Source organism: Microbacterium sp. NPDC076895 (assembly GCF_040687115.1).
Lineage (GTDB): Bacteria > Actinomycetota > Actinomycetes > Actinomycetales > Microbacteriaceae > Microbacterium.
The window spans coordinates 218,212-238,924 of sequence record NZ_JBFBMQ010000002.1 but is presented as its reverse complement, the minus strand read 5'-3'; the positions used below and the strand labels follow the sequence as shown (position 1 = coordinate 238,924).

Annotated in this window: 20 protein-coding genes and 1 riboswitch; of the genes, 14 read left to right on the top strand and 6 right to left on the bottom strand. The window is 68.1% G+C overall.

Annotated features, from left to right (window positions below; all coding sequences use genetic code 11):
• Positions 1 to 37: 37 nt before the first annotated feature.
• A riboswitch (TPP riboswitch) is annotated at positions 38 to 148 on the top strand.
• The 4 genes from AB0O89_RS02850 to AB0O89_RS02835 all read left to right on the top strand — a co-directional run bounded on the left by AB0O89_RS02850 (position 140) and on the right by AB0O89_RS02835 (position 3,836).
• On the top strand, positions 140 to 760 hold the full coding sequence (locus AB0O89_RS02850; RefSeq protein ID WP_331791945.1) for an ECF transporter S component: 621 nt from the start codon (positions 140 to 142) through the stop codon (positions 758 to 760). Its footprint overlaps the riboswitch before it by 9 nt.
• 1 nt (position 761) lies before the next feature.
• The gene (locus AB0O89_RS02845; RefSeq protein WP_363493966.1) at positions 762 to 2,237 is read left to right on the top strand and encodes an ATP-binding cassette domain-containing protein; all 1,476 of its coding nucleotides are present in this window, start codon (positions 762 to 764) and stop codon (positions 2,235 to 2,237) included.
• The gene (locus AB0O89_RS02840; protein ID WP_363493964.1) at positions 2,234 to 3,019 is read left to right on the top strand and encodes an energy-coupling factor transporter transmembrane component T; all 786 of its coding nucleotides are present in this window, start codon (positions 2,234 to 2,236) and stop codon (positions 3,017 to 3,019) included. The genes AB0O89_RS02845 and AB0O89_RS02840 overlap by 4 nt, the downstream gene beginning before the upstream one ends.
• 52 nt (positions 3,020 to 3,071) lie before the next feature.
• Positions 3,072 to 3,836, top strand: coding sequence for an SDR family NAD(P)-dependent oxidoreductase (locus AB0O89_RS02835; protein ID WP_363493961.1), 765 nt, complete (start codon positions 3,072 to 3,074; stop codon positions 3,834 to 3,836).
• Between the two features lie 21 nt (positions 3,837 to 3,857).
• Here the strand turns inward: AB0O89_RS02835 and AB0O89_RS02830 are convergent, their stop codons facing one another.
• Positions 3,858 to 5,294 (bottom strand): LssY C-terminal domain-containing protein, encoded by a 1,437-nt coding sequence (locus AB0O89_RS02830; protein WP_363493959.1) that lies wholly within the window; start codon positions 5,292 to 5,294, stop codon positions 3,858 to 3,860.
• Positions 5,295 to 5,475: 181 nt separating this feature from the next.
• Between AB0O89_RS02830 and AB0O89_RS02825 the strand changes: the two genes are divergently transcribed.
• Both AB0O89_RS02825 and AB0O89_RS02820 read left to right on the top strand, forming a co-directional pair.
• The gene (locus tag AB0O89_RS02825; RefSeq protein ID WP_363493957.1) at positions 5,476 to 6,291 is read left to right on the top strand and encodes an enoyl-CoA hydratase-related protein; all 816 of its coding nucleotides are present in this window, start codon (positions 5,476 to 5,478) and stop codon (positions 6,289 to 6,291) included.
• On the top strand, positions 6,288 to 7,127 hold the full coding sequence (locus AB0O89_RS02820; RefSeq protein WP_363493955.1) for an NAD(P)-dependent oxidoreductase: 840 nt from the start codon (positions 6,288 to 6,290) through the stop codon (positions 7,125 to 7,127). The genes AB0O89_RS02825 and AB0O89_RS02820 overlap by 4 nt, the downstream gene beginning before the upstream one ends.
• A 26-nt stretch (positions 7,128 to 7,153) precedes the next feature.
• On the opposite strand, the gene AB0O89_RS02815 is transcribed toward AB0O89_RS02820, so the two are convergent.
• Positions 7,154 to 7,630: a GNAT family N-acetyltransferase gene (locus AB0O89_RS02815; RefSeq protein WP_363493953.1), complete on the bottom strand. Its 477-nt coding sequence runs from the start codon at positions 7,628 to 7,630 to the stop codon at positions 7,154 to 7,156.
• Between the two features lie 146 nt (positions 7,631 to 7,776).
• Here AB0O89_RS02815 and rlmN point away from each other — a divergent pair, with 146 nt between their 5' ends.
• A complete protein-coding gene (gene rlmN, locus AB0O89_RS02810) occupies positions 7,777 to 9,009 on the top strand; it encodes a 23S rRNA (adenine(2503)-C(2))-methyltransferase RlmN (RefSeq protein ID WP_363493951.1) in 1,233 nt (410 codons plus the stop codon).
• 17 nt (positions 9,010 to 9,026) lie between these two features.
• Here rlmN and AB0O89_RS02805 read toward each other — a convergent pair whose 3' ends face one another.
• Positions 9,027 to 10,475: a carboxylesterase family protein gene (locus AB0O89_RS02805; RefSeq protein WP_363493949.1), complete on the bottom strand. Its 1,449-nt coding sequence runs from the start codon at positions 10,473 to 10,475 to the stop codon at positions 9,027 to 9,029.
• 67 nt (positions 10,476 to 10,542) lie between these two features.
• Here AB0O89_RS02805 and AB0O89_RS02800 point away from each other — a divergent pair, with 67 nt between their 5' ends.
• Positions 10,543 to 11,553, top strand: coding sequence for an aldo/keto reductase family protein (locus AB0O89_RS02800; RefSeq protein WP_363493947.1), 1,011 nt, complete (start codon positions 10,543 to 10,545; stop codon positions 11,551 to 11,553).
• A 42-nt stretch (positions 11,554 to 11,595) separates the two neighbouring features.
• On the opposite strand, the gene AB0O89_RS02795 is transcribed toward AB0O89_RS02800, so the two are convergent.
• Complete coding sequence (locus tag AB0O89_RS02795) at positions 11,596 to 13,131, bottom strand: carboxylesterase/lipase family protein (RefSeq protein ID WP_363493945.1); 1,536 nt, start codon at positions 13,129 to 13,131, stop codon at positions 11,596 to 11,598.
• 119 nt (positions 13,132 to 13,250) lie between these two features.
• Between AB0O89_RS02795 and AB0O89_RS02790 the strand changes: the two genes are divergently transcribed.
• Positions 13,251 to 15,215, top strand: coding sequence for an AarF/UbiB family protein (locus tag AB0O89_RS02790; protein WP_363493943.1), 1,965 nt, complete (start codon positions 13,251 to 13,253; stop codon positions 15,213 to 15,215).
• Positions 15,215 to 15,712, top strand: a complete 498-nt coding sequence (locus AB0O89_RS02785) for an NUDIX domain-containing protein (protein WP_363493941.1) — start codon at positions 15,215 to 15,217, stop codon at positions 15,710 to 15,712. The genes AB0O89_RS02790 and AB0O89_RS02785 overlap by 1 nt, the downstream gene beginning before the upstream one ends.
• Here AB0O89_RS02785 and AB0O89_RS02780 read toward each other — a convergent pair.
• Complete coding sequence (locus AB0O89_RS02780; RefSeq protein ID WP_363493938.1) at positions 15,705 to 16,163, bottom strand: hypothetical protein; 459 nt, start codon at positions 16,161 to 16,163, stop codon at positions 15,705 to 15,707. The genes AB0O89_RS02785 and AB0O89_RS02780 overlap by 8 nt on opposite strands.
• A 125-nt stretch (positions 16,164 to 16,288) precedes the next feature.
• Between AB0O89_RS02780 and AB0O89_RS02775 the strand changes: the two genes are divergently transcribed.
• The gene (locus AB0O89_RS02775) at positions 16,289 to 16,510 is read left to right on the top strand and encodes a hypothetical protein (protein ID WP_363493936.1); all 222 of its coding nucleotides are present in this window, start codon (positions 16,289 to 16,291) and stop codon (positions 16,508 to 16,510) included.
• A gap of 36 nt (positions 16,511 to 16,546) precedes the next feature.
• On the opposite strand, the gene AB0O89_RS02770 is transcribed toward AB0O89_RS02775, so the two are convergent.
• The gene (locus AB0O89_RS02770) at positions 16,547 to 17,356 is read right to left on the bottom strand and encodes a hypothetical protein (protein ID WP_363493934.1); all 810 of its coding nucleotides are present in this window, start codon (positions 17,354 to 17,356) and stop codon (positions 16,547 to 16,549) included.
• A gap of 268 nt (positions 17,357 to 17,624) precedes the next feature.
• Here AB0O89_RS02770 and AB0O89_RS02765 point away from each other — a divergent pair, with 268 nt between their 5' ends.
• Genes AB0O89_RS02765 through prpB form a run of 3 tightly spaced genes read left to right on the top strand, consistent with a single transcriptional unit; the run spans position 17,625 to position 20,712 of the window.
• Complete coding sequence (locus AB0O89_RS02765) at positions 17,625 to 18,275, top strand: GntR family transcriptional regulator (RefSeq protein ID WP_292707501.1); 651 nt, start codon at positions 17,625 to 17,627, stop codon at positions 18,273 to 18,275.
• On the top strand, positions 18,272 to 19,798 hold the full coding sequence (locus AB0O89_RS02760; protein ID WP_292707503.1) for an MmgE/PrpD family protein: 1,527 nt from the start codon (positions 18,272 to 18,274) through the stop codon (positions 19,796 to 19,798). The genes AB0O89_RS02765 and AB0O89_RS02760 overlap by 4 nt, the downstream gene beginning before the upstream one ends.
• Positions 19,798 to 20,712: a methylisocitrate lyase gene (prpB, locus tag AB0O89_RS02755; RefSeq protein WP_292707506.1), complete on the top strand. Its 915-nt coding sequence runs from the start codon at positions 19,798 to 19,800 to the stop codon at positions 20,710 to 20,712. Before AB0O89_RS02760 ends, prpB begins: the two co-directional genes overlap by 1 nt.
• The last annotated feature ends 1 nt before the right edge of the window (position 20,713 follow it).

Here is a 20,713-nt window from a genome sequence, read left to right as displayed (position 1 = left end):
CCGCCCAGATTATCCGTACCTGACGCGTATACTCGGCACCACGAACCACGGGAGTCCGGTGTGCCGGGCTGAGAGGAAGCGAATCCACGCTTCGACCGTCGAACCTGATCTGGGTCATGCCAGCGCAGGAAGGAGAACAATGTCTGTTTCGTCGTCCACCCCCACCACCGTCACGAACCGGTTCCGGTGGCGGATCGTCGATATCGTCGTCGCCAGCGTCATCGGTGTCGCATCCGGTCTGATCTTCCTGGCCTGGAACGTCGGCTACGTCGGGCCGAGTACGCTGCTCGAGCCGCTGCTGCCGGGCCTCCAGGGTCTGCTGGACGGACCCTGGCTCTTCGCCGGGGTTCTGGGTGCTCTCGTCATCCGCAAGCCGGGTGCCGCGATCTACACCGAGCTGCTCGCTGCCGTCGTCTCGGCACTGGTCGGCAACCAGTGGGGCGGGTTCCTGACGCTCGAGGCCGGCTTTGTGCAGGGGCTCGGCGCCGAGATCATCTTCCTGATCTTCGCCTACCGCGTCTGGACGCTGCCGGTGGCCATCCTCGCCGGCGCTGGCGCAGCCCTGGCCGGTGGAATCAACAATCTGATCCTCTGGTACGCGGGGGCAGACGTGACTTTCACGATCGTCTACCTCATCAGCACCGTGATCTCTGGGGCGGTGATTGCTGGCCTTCTCTCGTGGCTGCTGGTGCGAGCGCTGGCCGCCACGGGAGCGCTTGATGCCTTCCCGGCCGGGCGCGAGGTCCGGCAGCGCGTCTGACGTGACGGCACAGTCTTCCCAGATCCCTTCCGCTCCGCGCCATCCCGTCGCCATCGGCATCGACGGGTGGGGGTGGCGGCACGGGAGCCGGCGGGCGTGGGCCCTGCGTGAGATCGACCTGCGGATCGAGCCGGGCGAGCGCGTACTGCTGCTCGGGGCGTCGGGGTCTGGCAAGTCGACGCTCGTCCGGGCGATCGCTGGCGTGCTCGGCGCGGACGAGGGCGAGAGTGAAGGCTCCATTCGCCTCGACGCTGTTCCGCCAAGCGCGGCGCGCGGCAGGGCTGGCCTCGTGCTTCAGGACCCCGACTCTCAGGTCGTTCTTGCGCGCGTGGGCGACGAGGTCGCCTTCGGATGCGAGAACCTCGGCGTCCCCCGCGACGAGATCTGGTCGCGGGTGCACGAGGCTCTCGAGCTGGTGGGACTCGACGTTCCGCTCGATCGCTCGACGAGCGCCCTCTCGGGCGGGCAGAAGCAGCGGCTGGCGCTGGCAGCCATCGTCGCGATGCGGCCAGGGCTCATCATCCTGGACGAACCGACGGCCAATCTCGACCCCGACGGGGTCGTGCAGGTGCGGGATGCCGTGGCCCGGGTTGTCGACCGGACGGGAGCAACCCTCGTTGTCGTCGAGCACCGGGTAGCGGCCTGGGAGGCGCTCATCGATCGCGTCGTGGTCCTCGAGGCGGGCGGCGTCGTCGCCGATGGGTCGCCCGAGGCGGTGCTGCGTGATCGGGGCGACGAACTCGCCCGGTCCGGTGTGTGGGTCCCGGGGCATCGACCGGCGCGGCCGCCTCGGGCTACCCGCTCTCGGGGATCCGTCCTCGTATCGACGGATGACCTCGTGGTTGCGCGCGTGCCGGGGCGTCCGATCGCCGAGATCCCTCACCTGGAGGTGACGGAGGGGGTGGCGACGGCGATCACGGGGCCCAACGGCGCCGGAAAGTCCACACTCGGGCTGACCCTCGCCGGGCTGATCCCGCCCGCCTCGGGGACGGTCGTGCCGTCTTCCGCGCTCGCGGACGGTCAGCGGGGGCATCCTCACGAGTGGCCCTCGCGCGCCCTGCTGACGCGCCTCGGCATGGTGTTCCAAGACCCCGAGCATCAGTTGCTCGCACGCACGGTTCGCGGCGAACTCGAGGTCGGACCCCGCGCCCTCGGGCTTGCCGAGTCCGAGGTCACGGCGCGGGTCGATGAACTGCTGCACCGGCTGCGGCTGGACCGCCTCGCCGAGGCGAATCCCTACACACTCTCGGGCGGTGAGAAACGCAGGCTCACGGTCGCCGCGGCGCTCGCGACCCGGCCTCGTGTGCTCGTTCTCGACGAACCCACGTTCGGCCAGGATGCCCGCACCTGGGCCGAGCTCGTCGCGCTCCTTGCGCGGGTGCGTGACGAGGGCTCGGCGGTCGTGACGATCACACACGATCTCGAGGTCGCCGATGCCCTGGATGCCGACCGCTTCGTGCTGGGTGGGGCGTCGTGATCGACATCCACATCGTCGCACCTTCGCGGGTGGCGGGACTGAACCCGGTGGCCAAGCTCCTCGCGATCGTCGTGCTCACGATTCCGCTCGTGCTGACCCTGGATGCAGTGTCGGCGGGGGTGGCGCTCGTGATCGAACTCGCCCTGTTCCCCTTCGCTGGCCTCGGCTGGCGGCAGTTCTGGCGGCGCACGTGGATCGTCTGGCTGCTCGCGCCGTTGACCGGTGTGACGATCGCCCTGTACGGCCAGGCGAGCGGCCACATCTACGCGGAGTGGTTCGTCGTGCGTATCAGCGAGGGGTCGCTCGCTCTGGCGCTTGCGACGATGCTTCGGGTGCTCGCGATAGCACTGCCGTCGGTTGTTCTCTTTGCCACCGTTGATCCGACCGACCTGGCCGATGGGCTCGCGCAGGTGCTCCGTCTTCCGGCCCGATTCGTCCTCGGCGGGCTCGCTGGGCTGCGCATGGTCGGCCTGTTCGTCGATGACTGGCGTGCGTTGGAACTCGCCCGCCGATCGCGCGGTGTCGCCGACCGTGGCCGCATCCGTCGCTTCCTCGGGATGGCCTTTGCCCTGCTCGTGCTCTCCATTCGACGGGGGACGAAGCTCGCTGTGGCCATGGAGGCCCGCGGCTTCGGCGCACCCGGTCCGCGGACGTGGGCGCGAGAGTCCCGGTTCGGGCTGGCTGAATGGTTGCTGGTGCTGCTCGGTGCCGCGATCGCCGCGGTAGCCGTCACCGCCGCCGTCCTGGCCGGCTCCTGGAACTTCATCCTCGGCCCGTCCTGAGCCGGCGGTCGCCTCGGTTGTAGCCTGGGGCGCGACATCGAAGGAGAGCCAGATGAAGGTCAATGGTGCGGCAGCTCTCGTCACCGGCGGAGCGAGCGGTCTGGGGTTGGCGACCGCCGAGCGGCTCGCTGCGGGCGGTGCGCTGGTGACGATTGTCGATCTACCCGGGTCGCCCGGCGCCGAGGTTGCTGAAAGGTTCGGTGGCACTTTCGCTCCGGCCGACGTGACGGATGCCGAAGCAGTGCAGGCGGCGGTGGCGGTGGCGTCGGCATCCGGTCCGCTGCGCGTCGTGGTCAACTGCGCTGGAATCGCACCCCCGGCCAAGGTGCTCGACCGTGACGGGGAGCCGTCGTCGATCGCCGCGTTCGAGCGGATCGTGCGCATCAACCTCGTCGGCACATACACCGTCGTCGCACACGCTGCGGCAGCGATCGCGAGGACGGACCCGGATGCCGAGTCCGGCGACCGTGGCGTGATCATCAACACCGCCAGCGTCGCCGCCTTCGACGGGCAGATCGGGCAACCGGGGTATGCCGCCAGTAAGGGTGGCGTGCACGCCATGACGCTGCCGATCGCGCGAGAACTTGCCCGTCACGCCATCCGTGTCGCAACGATCGCTCCCGGAATCATGGAGACACCGATGCTCGCAGGTCTGCCTCAGGCGGCGCAGGACTCGCTCGGTCAGCAGGTGCCGTATCCGGCGCGACTGGGCCGGCCGGCCGAGTATGCGGCGCTGGTCATGAGCATCGTTGAGAACGGCTACCTCAACGGTGAGACGATCCGCCTCGACGGGGCGATTCGCATGGCGCCGCGGTAACCGCGCCGTCTGCATCGGGTCTCACCGGCGCCGTTCGCGACGTCGAGAGTAGGCAGCAGCGCTGCGGCTGGAGAGCGCAAGGAGAATCAGCACATCGAGACCGACCGCGAGGAGCGAGGTCCGTAGCGTGATCTCCTCTTCTCGCAGGAACCAGGTCGTGAACGCCGTCGATATCGAGATGACCGCGAAGACCATGACGATCAGTCGCGCCCAGTTGCGGCCCCACCACAGCGAGAGTACGACGCTCACCTGAACCGCAAGGCTCACACCCATGAGGGCGATCACGATCCAGAGGGCGAACTGTTCCTCCTCGGCGGTGAGCACATCGCCGCCGACGGCGAGGTCGGCGCTATCCATCACGTCGGGCCACTCCGCCCACAGTCCGATGATCAGAGCGATGCCGGCAAGCACGCGCAGCAGCAGCAGAAGCGTTCCCGTCGTGATCGTGGCGGGTCGACGCATCCGGGGATCTCGGGTGAGCGGGGCGAACAATGTGGTCGGCGGTTCGAAGGCTGCCCGCTTGCGGGGCAGCCCCTGCGGGGCCTCCGTCGTCGCCGCAGATACCAAGACACCCGCGCTGCTATCAGAAGCCGGGAGGGACCCATCCGTGGTGTCGTGGCCTGTTTCGATGGCGGCGGCCTCGGCTACCGCCAGGGGGCGCAGATCCAGGATCGGCAGGTCGCCGTCGGTGCGGATCGAGTCGCCGCCGCCGTTACGAGCGTGATAGCTCGTCGAGAAGTCCTCGATGATCTCGACACGGATCGTCGGGTCCGCGGCGAGGAGCGAACTGACGATGTGGTCGCGCTCGACATCCGTGTCGGCGTCAATGCGGTGGGTGACCTGGAGCGTGAACAGTGACAAGCCCACGGAACTGTCGAAGGTGCCCGCCGCGAGCCACTCGACGCGGCGACCGCCGGGGAGCGGCCAGTCGTCAGGGCACCGCCAGAACCGCACGTGGTGACGCTGCGCGGGATTGCCGTCGACCTCTTGCTGGTAGGCGAAGTCTTGCATCCGGCCGAAGAGGAACAGTGGACTCACGGGCGCCCGGTGGTAGCTGCGCCGGGTGAGCGTCGAGGTCACGATCCGAAGCGATGAGCGCAGGGTCACGGGATCGGCGAGAGTCCAGCCCGCGTGCTCCATCGCCTCGTGCAGCGCAGCCTCCTCGCCCATGAAGGCAAGGTTGACGGGATCGCCGAGCAACCCGTCGCTCGTGCGGGTGCGTCCGATGAAATAGCCGGGTACGTAGATCGTCGTGAGAATGCGGTGGATGCGCGGCAGGACGAGGTAAGCAAGCAGCGCCCAGAAGGCGATCGCGACGAGGATCCCCCACCACCCGACACGGAAGGACTCGGTGAAGCTCAGGTACGCGAGCCACAGCGCCGAGATGCCGGCGAACACGAAGAAGAACCAGTCGAGCGCGACTCCGATGGAGTAGCTGCGCCGCCGTTCTCCGCTCACGCCGCCACCCTACCGCCGCTGGCCCTGCGGATCGCTGCTTCGCCGCCGGCAGATATGAGTGGGACGCAGTGTCACAGATAGTGAAACGCGGGCTCGCGCGCGATGGTGGCGAGAGTAGAGTGGCGGGAGGTTTCAATGGGGAACGCCGTGTGCCGCACCCTCACCGCTGAAGGAGGCCGAGATGAGCGATTCCATCCTGGTCGAGGTCGCCGACGGCCTCGCCCACGTCACACTGAACCGCCCTGCACGCCTGAACGCCGTCGACTTCGAGATGGGCCGTCGATGGCGAGATGTGGCTGTCGAGCTCACGGGGGATCCCACCGTGACAGCAATTCTGCTGGATGCCGCAGGCCCCGCGTTCTGCGCGGGCGGCGACGTGGTCGCGATGGCCGAGGCCGACCCCGGTGACGGGAGCGGTGGTGAGGCAGTCACCGCCATGGCGCGGATCATCCACGAGGGAATTCTGACGTTGGTGTGCTCGTCAACCCCGATTGTGGCGTCAGTTCAGGGAGTGGTAGCCGGCGGCGGTCTCGGTCTGATGCTCTGCGCCGACTACATCGTCGCCTCCGAGGCCGCGCGTTTTGTGAGCAAGTACGCCAACATCGGCCTCACCCCCGACCTCGGGGTCTCGACCCTGCTGCCCGCGGCGATCGGGCAACGGCGGGCACTCACGCTGCTGCTGCAGGACCGCACCATCACAGCCGAAGAAGCCCTTGAGTGGGGCCTCGTGAACGAAGTGGTCCCGGCCGACCGGGTGGCCTCGCGCGCTCGAGAGGTAGCCGATTTCTGGCAGTCAGGTGCTGCAGCGGCCTTCGGTGAGGCCAAGCGGCTCGTGCGCTCCGGTGCGGGACGCGCGTTCGCTCAGAATCTCGAGGATGAGGCGCAGACGATCGGGGACCAGTTCGTCACTCACGAAGCCCGCACGCGAATCGCCGCGTTCGCTGCTGCCTCGCGCACCCCGAAGAACGACGCCGCCACACGGAAGGACCACGCGTGACCGAGAAGAAGCTTGCCGGAAAGACCGTTCTGCTCTCCGGCGGTAGTCGCGGAATCGGGCTTGCGATCGCACTGCGGTGCGCCGCTGACGGCGCGAACATCGCTCTTCTCGCGAAGACCGACACGCCGCATCCGAAGCTTGAGGGCACTGTTCACACCGCGGCAGAGGCGATCGAGGCCGCGGGTGGTCGCGCACTCCCGATCGTCGGCGACGTCCGCAATGATGACGACGTCGCGGCGGCGGTGCTCAAGACCCAGGGCGAGTTCGGTGGGATCGACGTCGTCGTCAACAACGCGAGCGTCATCGATCTGTCGGGCTCGCTCGACCTCACTGCCAAGAAGTACGACCTCATGCAGGGTGTGAACGTGCGGGGCACGTTCATGCTGTCGCGCGCGGCTGTTCCGATCCTGCGCGAGGCCGAGAACCCGCACATCCTGTCGCTGTCGCCGCCCCTGAACCTCTCGCCGCGGTGGCTCGGCGGACACACGGGATACACGTTGGCGAAGTACGGGATGACGATGGCAACCCTCGGCATCGGCGCCGAGTTCGCGAAAGACGGCATCGCGGCGAACACGCTCTGGCCGCGCACCACGATCGCGACAGCAGCCGTACAGTTCGCGCTCGGCGGCGACCAGATGATGAAGGTGAGCCGGACGCCCGAGATCTACGCGGATGCCGCGTACGAGGTGATCACGAAGCCCTCGCGGGAGTACACCGGCCAGACACTGATCGTCGAGGACGTGCTTGAGGCGGCGGGTGTCACTGACTTCTCGCGATACGCGGCGGTGCCGGGTACGCCGGATGATCAGCTCTTCCCCGACATCTTCCTCGACTGACTCGCACGGTCGGCTGCGCTCCCCGCTCAGTCGAGCTGCTTGCGCAGGAACACCTGCTCGATGCCGTCATCGCCGGGCACACGCTCGCTTTCGACATACCCTTCGCGCTCGTACAGGCGCAGATTCGCCTCCGACAGCGACCCGGTGAAGAGCTCGGCTGCCGTCGCGCCGGCATCCTTTCCCCTCTGCTCGACGGTTGCGAGCAGAGCCGTCCCGATTCCCTCGCCCTGTTGATCGGGTGCGATGGCGAGCCGCCCGATGAGCAGCAACTCCCCGTCTTGCTGCGCGCGGACGGCTCCGACGATCCGGGGCCCCCGCAGGGCGACGCAGCCGAGGTTCTCGACCAGTTCGGCGGTGATCTCCTCCAGCGTCTGGGTCAGCGGAGGCATGTGCGGGGTGCCGTAGATGAGCGCCTCCTGCACGAACGCGGCGCGCTGGAGTGTCAGGACCTCGCCGGCGTCGTCGGGAGTGATCGGGCGGATGTCGAGATCGTCGTGGGGCACGACCTCACGGTACTGGGCGGGTCTCCTCGTGGGGAGGGCTTGACAGGGCCAACAGGGCTTGACAGGGCCAACAGGGCTTGACAGGGCCAACAGGGCGTCGCAGGGCATGGAGGGCTGCGCGGCATCCGCTCGCTTACCCTGGAGTCATGGCTCGCGCGCTTCCTCCCACGTCTTCCGGCGCGCCGCAGGTGCGCCCGGCCACCGAAGGCTGGCAGCAGAAGAAGGATGCCGAGGGGCGGCCGCTGCTGCAGTTCGCGAGCCCCAAGCGCGGCAAGCCTCCCGTGCACCTGGCCGACCTGACACCGGAACAGCGCGTCGAGAAGGCCAAGGAACTGGGTCTGCCGGGCTTTCGCGCCGGCCAGCTCGAGCGGCACTACCTGACGCGCTGGACGAGTGACCCGGCAGAGATGACCGACCTACCGGCATCCGGTCGCGAGGAGCTCGTCGCGGGGCTGCTGCCGCCGCTGCTGACCGAGGTTCGCCGGCTCGACACCGACAGGGGCGACACGATCAAGTTCCTCTGGAAGCTGCATGACGGCGCCCTCGTCGAGTCAGTGCTGATGCGCTATCCCGGCCGGATCACCCTGTGCGTCTCGAGCCAGGCCGGATGTGGAATGAACTGCCCGTTCTGCGCGACCGGCCAGGCGGGCCTCACCCGCAACATGTCGGCTGCCGAGATCGTCGATCAGGTCGTGCGAGCCAATCAGGTGATCGCCCGGGGGGAGCTCGGTGGCAAGCGAAGCACCGACCAGTCCCTTGAGCGTGTTTCGAACATCGTGTTCATGGGAATGGGCGAGCCACTGGCCAACTACGCCCGCGTCATGCAGGCCGTCCGCGTCATGACCGACAAGAAGCACGGCATGGGCATGAGCGCTCGCGGCATCACAGTGTCGACAGTGGGTCTGGTGCCGGCGATCACAAAACTTGCCGCCGAAGACATCCCAGTCACCTTCGCCCTGTCGCTCCACGCCCCCGACGACGAGCTGCGCGACGAGCTCATTCCGGTCAATTCCCGCTGGAAGGTCGATGAGGCGCTGGATGCCGCTCGTGGCTACTTCGAGCGGACGGGGCGTCGGGTCTCGATCGAGTACGCCCTCATCAAAGACATGAACGACCACCCGTGGCGCGCTGACCTGCTCGCGCAGAAGCTCAACGAGCGCGGGCGCGGGTGGGTGCACGTCAACCCGATTCCCCTCAATCCGACCCCGGGCTCGATCTGGACGGCATCCGAACCGGGTGTGCAGAACGAGTTCGTGCGGCGGCTGAATGCCGCCGGCATCCCGACGACCCTGCGCGACACCCGCGGCAAAGAGATCGACGGCGCGTGCGGGCAACTGGTCGCTACCGAGGACGACGAGGCCGCGGCGTCAGCCTCGTGACCGTCTCGTAAGTCCCGTCAGGATGCCGGTCTGAAGGCGTCCACGGCCGCAGCGCGCGGGAGCGGCAGCGTCCGCGAGTCGACATCGAAGACGCGCACGCGGCGGCCGGGGGCAAACGGCTCCCATCCCGGGTCGCCGTCGCGGATCATCCGCACCCACGCGCCGTGCATCTCATCCGCGAGGCGCTGCGGCGGAGCATCCCCGGCCATCCGGATGCTGTCGGGATTGCCCACGCCGTCGAAGACGAAGCCGAGTTCGAGAGCGTGCCCGGCGCCGAGGCCGTCGACCGGGCTCTGCCAGGCGAACTCGTAGACGAAGGTCGGCGCCGTTCGGCGATCTGCCACCTGGGTCATCGGCGCTCGCAGCATCGAGTCCGTGAGCGCTTGCCCGAGCCGGTCGCCGGTGCCGGCATCCGGGAACGCGGCCCGGTAGGCGCGCACCGCGGCACGCGGGATTCTCAGGGCAAGATGGCCGAGGCTGGCCTGCCACGGCGAGATCTTCGCGAGCGCGTCAGGCGTGAACCAGAGCCGGTACTCGTCGGTGTTGGTGCCGATGAGGATAGGGGCTGAGGCCGTGGGGAGTGCCTGGCGAGGGGATTCGGGGAGGCTCTCGGGGTCGCGGGCCAGCAGGAACCCGGGTGCGCCCCGCAGCGGCGAGCTGCCGGCAGCCTGGGTCGTTCGCGCCGCCAGCAGCTCGGCCGGCGACAGCGCCGCAAACGCCTCGCGCGTCGCCGGGATCCCGAGCCGCTTGGCGAGCGCGCGGGTGACCCGGCCCGCCCGCTTCGGGTCGACGACATCCAGGGGCCCCGACTCGATGATTGCGCCGGCGATGAGGGGCGCGGTGTCGGGTCGGGAGAGGAGGGCGGCAACCAGCGCCCCGCCGGCAGACTCTCCCATGACCGTGATGCGCGAGGGGTCTCCACCGAACGCCGCGATCTCAGCGTGTGTCCAGCGAAGGGCCGCAGCGACGTCTTCGAGGCCGAGATTGCGCGGGGCATCCTCGAGCACCGAGAAACCCTCGGACCCGAGGCGGTAGTTCGCCGAGACGAACACGACGCCGCCCCGGGCAAAACTCGTTCCGTTGTAGCCGGCGATCGAACTCCCGCCGCGTTCGAACGCGCCGCCGTGGATCCAGAGCACGACAGGCAGTAACCCGGATGCGGGCTCCGTCGCGCTCGCCGGGGCCCAGACGTTGACGGTCAGGATGTCTTCGTTGGTGCCGTCGCTGGTCAGGCTCGGCAGGAGTTCTCCGATCCTGCCGCGGTAGGGCGTTTGCGGTGCCGAGGGACCGAACTGCGTCGCATCCCGCACCCCGCTCCACGCATCCGGTGCTGCCGGCAGCCGGAATCGCCGCGGGCCGAAGGGCGGGGCAGCGTACGGGATGCCGAGGAAGCGACGGATGCCGTCGGTGACGCTCCCGCGAAGTGTTCCGGTACTGATGGTCGTTTCGATTGCTTCGGTGCCCACGCCCTCAGGGTAGGCCGTTCCATCACGGGCCGGCCCCGCTGTCGCGGCGCGGCGATAGCGTGGAGCAATGGTCAACTATCGCTATCTCGGCAACAGCGGCTTCAAAGTCACAGAGATCACCTACGGCAACTGGATCACCCACGGCTCGCAGGTCGAAAACGACGCAGCCATCGCGACAGTTCACCGAGCACTGGACCTCGGCATCACGAGCTTCGACACCGCCGACGTGTACGCGAACACGGTCGCCGAGCAGGTTCTCGGCGAGGCGCTGAAGGGCCAGCGTCGGGAGTCGCTCGAGATCTTCACGAAGGTCTACTGGCCCGTCGGGCCGGGCGGCGCGAACGACTCGGGTCTATCGCGCAAGCACATCATGGACGGCATCCACGGCTCGCTGCAGCGCCTGGGCACCGACTACGTCGACCTGTACCAGGCGCACCGGTACGACTACGAGACCCCGCTGGAAGAGACGATGCAGGCCTTTGCCGACATCGTCCGCCAGGGCAAGGCTCTCTATATCGGCGTCAGCGAGTGGACGGCAGAGCAGCTGCGCGCCGGGCACGCGCTGGCCACGGATCTCGGCATCCAGCTCGTCTCGAACCAGCCCCAGTACTCGGCGCTGTGGCGCGTCATCGAGGGAAAGGTCATTCCCACCTCGGAGGAGCTCGGCATCTCGCAGATCGTCTGGTCGCCGATGGCGCAGGGTGTGCTCAGCGGCAAGTACCTGCCCGGTCAGCCGGCTCCCGCAGGTTCCCGGGCCACCGACGAAAAGAGCGGCGCCGGCTTCATCAAGCGGTTCATGACGGATGACGTGCTGAGCGCTGTGCAGAAGCTGCATCCGGTCGCCGAGCAGGCGGGGCTGACTCTGCCCCAGCTCGCTATCGCGTGGGTGCTGCAGAACCCGAATGTGTCGGCGGCCCTCGTCGGCGCCTCGCGTCCCGAGCAGCTCGATGACACCGTGAAGGCGTCGGGGATCACGTTGGATGCCGACACGATGGCAGCGATCGACGCCGCCCTCGGATCGGTCGCCGAGACCGATTCGGCACTCACCGAAGAGTCCTCGCCACTGTCCCGCCCGTGAGGGCGCGACGTCGGGTACCGTCGCGGCCCTTAGTCCTTCGGCTCAGGGGAAGGCGAGCACCTCGTCTCCCCAACCGGTGCGCAGCTCGTGATCGAGGTCGGGGACCACGCGGTCCTCGGTCTCGATCACGAGCGTTGCGCGCGTATCGGTGTCGAACGCCGGCCACTCCACGGCGCCATCAGCGTTCGGTGCCTCGCCTTTGGCGAAGGCCGTCCAGCGCTGCTGCATCCGCGCCGAGATCCGTTCGGCCTCGTGACGGCCGCCGAGTCGGAAGGTAAGGTCGTGCGCGCGGCGACCGAACGTACCCCATACGTAGGGCAGCTCGGTCGCGTGCGTCGCACCGATCCGCAGCAGATGCAGCATCGGTGTCGCGTGGTCGAACCGGTAGAACCACACCGGTGCGACGCGGGAATGCCCCTCGACGGCCCAAAGCGTCGGCATCCGGAATCCGATGTCGCGGGCGATCCCCAGCCCGACCGCGTGATGGCGAACCCCCTCGTACGCCGAGAGCACCTGAGCCATCGACGGCAGGTCGATGCCGGGGCGCTCGGTGCCGAGCTCGGCGAGCATCTGCTCGATCTGCTCCTCACGGATGGGCATGAGCGGCGACTTCATCATGCGGAACAGGGAAGCCTCGTCCTTGTTGGTGCCGATCAACAGCGGCACCGGCAGACCGCGCCCCTCGGCAAGGACCGTCGCCGGCGCCTCCGGCAGCAGCTCGCCGTCGATGACGGGACCGAAGGCGATGGTTCCCGGATGCTGCGCCGGGACCTGGGCGAACACCGTCATCCCCGCGTCGACGATCGTGTCGACCGGCAGCGCGCGCAGGTCCGCCGGTGCGGGGTTGCCCACTGCCGCCAGAAACAGCTCGGTGACGCTCGCAGCGCGCGCCGTGTCGTAGACGCTTGAGACCGGCGAGGACTCGGCGATCGCGCAGGAGAAGAGCCCCGCAGCGCTCGGGACTGCGAGCAGTGTCGTCACGAGGCCCGCGCCCGCGGACTCGCCGAAAACGGTCACCCGCTCGGGATTGCCGCCGAAGGCGGCGATGTTGCGCTGCACCCATCGCAGCGCCAGCAGCACGTCTTTGAGCGCGAGATTTCCGTCGAACTGCTGCTCCGGGCCGGACAGACTCGACAGATCGAGGAAGCCGAGCGCGCCGATCCGGTAGTTGATCGTGACCACGACGACGCCGTGTCGCGCGAGGGCTTCACCGTCGTAGACGGGCTGGCTGCTGGAGCCGAATGTATAAGCGCCGCCGTGCAGCCACACCATGACGGGCGCGGGGGTATCGGCATCTGCTCCACTCCAGACGTTCAGGAAGAGGCAGTCCTCGTCGAAGACCGGGTCGGGTCCGAGATCGATCGCCGGATTCGTCTTCTGCGGTGCGGCCGGACCGAAGCTCGTGACCGTGGCGGTGGCCTCGGCATCAAGCGGCTCGGCGGGCACGGGATCGCGCCAGCGTGCGTCGCCGGTGGGGGGCTGTGCGTAGCGGATGCCACGCCACACGCGGATGCCGCCCGCAAGCTCCTCTCCGGCAAAGCGCCCGGCGGGTGCAGCGGCAACGGGGGTCTCGTCCATGGGAGCCTTCCAGGTCGGGTGAAAGCGCGGCGTCGCGACACAGCGTAGACGGTGGCGCTATGGGACCGAGTCCCGCTGTCGTTCGTGCGCCAGCATCCTGTGCCTGACACAATCGGGTCATGCCGATCTGGCTCGCGGTACTTCTGCTCACTGCTGTGTTCGCTGTGCTTTCCGCGTGGGTCAGCAGGCGCCTCCTGGATGCCCAGATCGGATGGGTCCGGGCGCTCGTGACCTCCGCCGTGGTGTTTCTCGGGTCCCTCCCGCTGACGGTGTGGGTGTTCGAACAGGCTGACATCCTCGACGGCGATCGGGTTGTCGTCCAAAGCCCGATCGTGTTGGCCTTCGTAGCCCTCGTGCTCGGCTGGATGTTCGCTGTTGTCGTCATCGTCCTCGTCACCCTCGAGTTTCTCTGGCCGAGCCGACCCCTCGGCAACCCTGTGACCATCGTGCGCGAGGCCTTCCGTCGCCGGGATCGAGCCCGCCGGTACGCGCAGATCGTCGCGATCGCCTCGCGTCACGGCCTGGGGATGTATCGCGGGCGATCGGACGCCGCGCGCGAGGCGCTGCCGCAGGCGCTCGTGGCGGCCCTCGCCGAGGCCGGCGTCACCTTCGTCAAGCTCGGCCAGGTGCTCTCCACTCGGGAGGATGTGCTCCCGCGAGACCTCATCGAAGCACTGTCGACGCTGCAGATGGACTCGACCCCGATTCCCTGGCCCGAGGCTGAAGCGGCGATCCGCGCCGAGCTCGGGCGGCCGATCGCCGAGGTCTTCGCGGTGATCGAGCCGGAGCCGATGGCTGCGGCATCCGTCGCGCAGGTACACGCCGCGACGCTCGTGTCGGGCGAGAGTGTCGTCGTGAAGATCCAGCGACCCTCGGCGCGTGCCCAGGTCACCACGGATCTCGACATCCTCGAGCGCCTCGCACGCGATGCCGAGCGTCGCACCGCGTGGGCAGCCGACTACGGTGCCGTGGCACTGGTGACCGAGTTCTCTCGGGCGCTGACGGAGGAGCTCGACTACCGCGTCGAGGTGGCGAACGCCGAGATGCTGCGCGGTGCGATTGCAAAGACGCACGCGATGCCGCTGCGCGTTCCCCGTGTCTTTCCTGACCTGTGTACGCAGCGGATGATCGTGCAAGAGCGCATCGAGGGGGTGCCCTTCGGCAAGCTCCCCGAGGGGGCGGTGGAGCCGGCCGCCGCCCGCGCGCTCGCCGACGGCGTGCTGGATGCCGTGTTCGAGCAGATCGCGGTGCGTGGGGTGTTCCACGCTGACCTGCATCCGGGGAACCTCATCCTCTGTGAGGACGGAGAGGTGGCCCTGATCGACTTCGGTGCGGTCGGGGTACTTGAGGCCAGCATGCGACGCCTTCTCGTGCCGCTGTTGACGGCGATCGCCGCCGATGATGACCAGGCCGCGACGGATATCGTGCTGCTGCTGTGCGAACCCGACCCGGCGGGTGCCGATCAGGCAGCGCTACAGCGTGATATCGGAGCGATCGTCACTCGGGTTCGCAACGCTCCTGCCGGCGAGGATGTCTTCCGGCTTCTGCTCGACACCCTGCGCCACCATCGGCTGGCGATGCCGCCGTCGCTCCTGCTGGTGTTCCGAACTCTCGGCTCGCTCGAAGGCAGCCTGCGCCGGGTGTACCCGGGCTACGACATGGTCGGTCAGGCACTCAGCCGGGCGCCGCACTTCGCCCGCAGCATGCTGTCGCTGCGCACCGCAGCTCTCTCGGCTCAAACCCAGCTCGTTCTGGCTCTCGAACAGGTACGTCGGGCGCCCCGGCGCCTGGAGAACATCTCGCGATCCCTCGAGCAGGGCACCTTCTCGGTGCGGCTCCGCTCGTTCGAGAGCACGGGAGAGCGTCGATGGATCGAGGGAATGCTCGGCCAGGTCACGAGCACGCTCGTCGGAGTCACGTTGTTGGCGACCGGTATCGCCCTGGCGATTTCATCGGGCGGACCGCAACTGACCGAGGACGTCCCGCTGTTCCCGTTCCTCGGCAGCGTCGTCGGCCTCGGCGGTCTGCTGCTGCTTGTGCGGAGTCTTCGTGCGGCGCTGCGTCGCCGGGACGTCACCGGCTGATGCCGGTGACCAGCGCCGGGCTGCTGGCGTATCGTCCCGCCGCCACCGCGTCGGACGGCGGGGCCGTGTTCGAGGTGCTCATCGCTCACATGGGCGGGCCGTTCTGGCAACGCAAGGATGCCGGGGCATGGACGATACCCAAGGGCGAGTACGACCCGGCGGGGGAGTCGCCACTGCAGGCAGCGCGGCGTGAATTTCGCGAAGAGCTGGGGATCGATGCCCCGGACGGCCGCGTCATCGACCTCGGCTCGTTCGCCGCGTCGCGCAAGACGATTACGGTCTTCGCTGTTGACGGGGCTGCGCTAGACATCTCGCATCTCGCGTTCGGGGAGTTCGAGCTTGAGTGGCCGCCACGGTCGGGGAAGGTGGTGAGCTTTCCCGAGGTCGACCGCGTCGAGTGGATGCATCTGGCCGTCGCTGCCGAGAAGCTCACCGCGTCACAGCGGCCCGCGGTGGTCGCACTTGCTGCCGCACTCGGCACCCGCGGCGTTAGTTGACCGGGTCCTCGGGTGCGGAGTCGACGAAGACGCCGACGCGGTCGCCCTCCAAGACGAACTGCAGCGCGGCACCTTCCCCGAAGCGTTCGAGAGCCTCTGCCGGCGAACCCGCATGGATCTGTACCGACGCCGTCGGCGGGAAAGTCCCGGCGCCGCATCCGTAGTACGTCGGCCCGTTCGGGAAGCCCGACTCGTCGTCAACGTCCTCAGTTCTGAAAACGACGAGGCACTCGCTGTCGACGCCGTCGCTCGAGTTGATGGCAGTTATCAGGCTGTAGCCCGCGAACTGGAATCCCACCGGGGGTGTATCTGTGTTCCCGAACGACGGGGCAGTGGTCGATGGATCGGGCTCGAGCGCCGCAATCTGTCGCGCTCCCGAGCCCTCGGAGATCACCGGAATCGAGGCGAGGCCCCAGGTGACGGATGCGGCAAGCGTCGCTACCGCCAGCACCGAAACGAGCCAGAAGGCGCGCGCGAGCGGGGGAACCCTGGTGAGGGGCGACCAAGCCGCGCGGGCACCGACTCGCTCGCCCGGTCGTCGCTGCTGGCGGCTGTCGCACCCGCGGATTCGGGATCTTGGGTGCTGGGATCCGCGGGCGCGTCCGGCGACGGCGGGTCGGCGACGTCACCGCTGCGCTCCGGACCCTGCTGCTCAGTCCGGAGCTGCTGCTCGAGCTCGTGCAACCGGTCGTACGCCACCGGGTCGCGCAGGATGTCGGCGTCGGGGCCATACGCCCGCTCGCGAAGCGCCTGCAACTCAGCAGCGGCATCCTCGTTCATCGCTTCGTGGTCGCATGACGCCACTTTTCCGGCGGTAGTCCACGACGGACGGATCTAGGCCGGGATTGCGCCGCCGTCCCAGAAGACGCCGATCCGGTCACCCTGCAGAACGAACTGCAGAGCGCCGCTCTCAGGAAACTGCGCGCGCAGCTCCGCCGGCGCGGAGCTGTCGAGCGCTACCTCGAACGTCGCGGGAAACGCGCCCGTGCGGCATCCGTAGTAGAGGGGCCCGTTCACACCTTGGCCGTCGGCTGTCACGTTTTCCGTGTCGACGGCGAGGAGACAGTCGTCATCGCCGAAGAATGTGCCACCGGCCGACGAGTGGACGATCAGAAGCCCGTAGTACTCGTAGGCAATGGCCTGCTCCGACGTCGTGCCGAAGAATCCCTCGGGAATCGCAACGTCGTCGTTGATCTCGAGAGTGGCTACCTGCCGGCTCGCGGTTGTCTGCGAGATCACCGGAAGAGACGCGAGCCCCCAGACGATGGATGCCGTGAGCGCGACCGCCGCCGCGGTCGCTACCGCAACCATCGCGGTAGCGACCGGCGGCAGCCGCGAGGTCAGCATGCGCAAAAGCGCCCACACGCCGGACGCCGCCGCATCTTCTTCGGCCTCGGCACCTACGTCTGTGACGGAAGTATCGCCCCCCGGCGTGACGGAGCGGGCACCGACACTGTCCGCTGGCGGCTCGGATGCCCGGCTCACCGCCGCGACCGAGGGGCGCTGTGCCTCGCGCTCTGCCCGCAGTTGCGCTTCGAGTTCCGCCAAGCGCGAGCGTGCCGCGGCGTCGTCGGCGAGGTCGGCGTCGGGGCCGTAGGCCCGGGCGCGGAGCCGACTGAGTTCGGCGGCCGATGCGTCGTCCACCGCCTCATCGTCGCACGGTCAGCTCCGAAGGCCCGGTGTGACCAACACCCTTGTCAGTGCCCCGCACGAAGATCAGACTTGCACCGCCGCGTTGGTGGGCGGTGATCAGTGACCCCGACGGAAACGTCATCGGTCTCTACGAACAGACGCCGAGTGACTAACGCACACGCGGAGCGCGCGCTTTTGTATACCTAGAGCCGCCCTCAATGCCCGTATTGATACATTCAGTGCTTTTGTGTATACATGAAGGGCGGCGAAGGGAGGACGGATGCGAGCGAGTGATCGGGCATACCGGACGCTCCTGGGCGAGATCCAGGACGGGCAGCTCCCCGCCGGCGCTGTGCTCGGGGAGGTCGAGCAGGCAGCGCGTCTCGGTGTGAGCCGTACCCCGCTGCGTGAGGCGCTCGCGCGCCTGGCCGCCGACGGTCTGGTCGTTCAGCAGTCACCCCGGGTCACCGTGGTGTCGGATGTCGATGCCGACGACATCCGCGCGCTCTTCGAGTTCCGGCGGGCTCTCGAAGAAGCTGCTGCGCGCCTCGCGGCGACCCGGGCCGACCCGGCCGAGTTCGCGGAACTCGCCGCGGAGTTCGACAGGACGTCGCTGCGCGGTGAGGGCCGCGAGCACTACTACGACCTGATCGCGCGGTTCGATGCCGCCCTCGACGATGCCGTCGACAACGTCTACCTGAGTTCGGCGCTTCGCACGATCCGCACTCACCTCGTGCGCGTGCGTCGCCTTGCCCGCGAGAATCCCCAGCGACTGTCGGCCTCGGTCGGAGAGCACGCGCTGATCGCCCATGCGATAGCCGCGCAGGATGCCGACCTCGCTGCGCACGCCACACATGTGCACCTGCACAACGCTTTGACCAGCATCCTCGCCTCCCTGGCCGAGGCCCGCACCGAACCCGGAGCAGCATGACCATCACGCACCACGTCCGTGTCCACCGAAGCGACGAGAACCTTGCTCGCGAGGGGCAGCTCGCCTGGCACATTGCCGAGGTCGCCGCAGACCCGATAGCGGTCGAGTCCGAGGTCATCGACATGATCATCAACCGTGTCATCGACAATGCGTCAGTCGCTGCAGCATCCCTCACCCGGCGGCCGGTGAGCGCTGCCCGGCAGCAGGCGCTCGACCACGCCGTCTCGGTCAGCGGTGTCGGAGCGACAGTCTTCGGCTGCGCAAACGAGCGGCGGACGAGCCCCGAATGGGCGGCGTGGGCGAACGGTGTCGCGGTGCGCGAGCTTGACTACCACGACACGTTCCTGGCCGCCGAGTACTCCCACCCGGGAGACAACATCCCGCCGATCCTCGCTGTGGCCCAGCACGTCGGCGCCGACGGCGCAGCATTGGTGCGAGGGATCGCCACCGGTTACGAGATCCAGATGGATCTCGTAAGGGCGATCTCCCTCCACAAGCACAAGATCGACCACGTCGCCCACCTCGGCCCCTCCGCTGCCGCGGGTATCGGCACACTGCTCGGCTTGGATGTCGAGACGATCTATCAGGCAGTGGGGCAGGCGCTGCACACGACCACCGCGACCCGCCAATCCCGCAAGGGCGAGATCTCGACGTGGAAAGCTCACGCTCCCGCGTTCGCCGGCAAGATGGCAGTCGAAGCCGTCGACCGGGCGATGCGTGGCGAGACGAGCCCCAGCCCGATCTACGAGGGTGAAGACGGCGTGATCGCCTGGATGCTCGACGGTAAGGATGCCGCTTACGACGTGCCGCTTCCCGCGCCGGGTGAGCCCAAGCGCGCGATCCTCGACTCCTATACGAAGGAGCACTCTGCCGAGTACCAGGCGCAAGCCTGGATCGACCTAGCCCGCAAGCTCGGTACCGAGCGCCCCGAGCTGCGCGACCCCGCGAACATCGCGAGCATCGCGCTGCACACGAGCCACCACACGCACTACGTCATCGGCTCGGGCGCGAACGACCCGCAGAAGTACGACCCGCAGGCATCCCGCGAAACCCTCGACCACTCGATCCCCTACATCTTCGCGGTCGCGCTGCAAGACGGCGCGTGGCACCACGTCGACTCGTACCTCCCCGAGCGCGCAGCGCGGCCCGACACCGTGGAACTCTGGCGCAAGATCACCACGGCCGAAGACGCCGAGTGGACGCGCCGCTACCACTCCGAAGACCCCGACGAGAAGGCCTTCGGGGGGCGCGTGGAGATCGTCCTGATCGACGGAACCACCGTCGTGGACGAGATCGCCGTCGCCGACGCGCACCCGCTGGGGGCGCGACCGTTCGCTCGTGAGAACTACGTGCGTAAGTTCCGGCTCCTTGCCGAGCCGGTCCTCGCTTCCGAGGAGATCGAGCGGTTCCTCGAGCTCGCCCAGCGACTCCCGGAGCTATCAGCAGACGAGGTCGGGCAGCTGAACATCGTCGCGAAAGTGGGAATTCTCGCCGCAGCGCCCGCACCCAAGGGGCTGTTCTGATGCTGTACAGCCTGACATCGCCCAGCGAAAAGCGGCGCCTGTTCAGGGAGCGGCTCGCCTCGGGTGAGCTCCTGCGATTCCCCGGTGCTTTCAACCCGCTGTCGGCGCGGCTGATCGAGCGGAAGGGGTTCGACGGGGTCTACATCTCCGGCGCGGTGCTCGCCGCCGACCTCGGGCTTCCCGACATCGGCCTGACAACCCTCACCGAGGTCGCCGGTCGCGGGCAGCAGATCGCGCGCATGACCGAGCTTCCGGCCATCATCGACGCCGACACCGGGTTCGGTGAGCCGATGAACGTAGCCCGCACCATCCAAACGCTCGAAGACGCGGGACTGGCGGGCACCCACATCGAGGATCAGATCAACCCCAAGCGGTGCGGTCACCTCGACGGGAAAGCCGTCGTCGATGGGGACACGGCAGTCAAGCGCATCCGTGCCGCCGTCGATGCGCGCCGTGACGAGAACTTTCTCATCATGGCTCGTACCGACATCCGCGCCATCGAGGGGCTGGATGCTGCGATCGACCGCGCCAAGGCTCTCGTGGATGCCGGCGCCGACGCGATCTTCCCCGAGGCGATGCGTGATCTCGGCGAGTTCGAAAAGATGCGTGCAGCGCTGGATGTGCCGGTGCTCGCGAACATGACCGAGTTCGGCAAGAGCGAGCTGTTCTCGACCGAGCAGCTGCGCTCCGCCGGCATCAACATCGTCATCTGGCCGGTATCGCTGCTGCGGATCGCGATGGGTTCGGCGGGGCGCGCACTCGACGACCTGGATGCGAAGGGGCACCTCCGCGACAAGCTCGGTGAGATGCAGCACCGTTCAGACCTCTACGACCTGATCGACTACGAGCAGTACAACCACTTCGACACGAGCATCTTCAACTTCACGGTCGAAGCACCCATCACGAAGGAGTGAG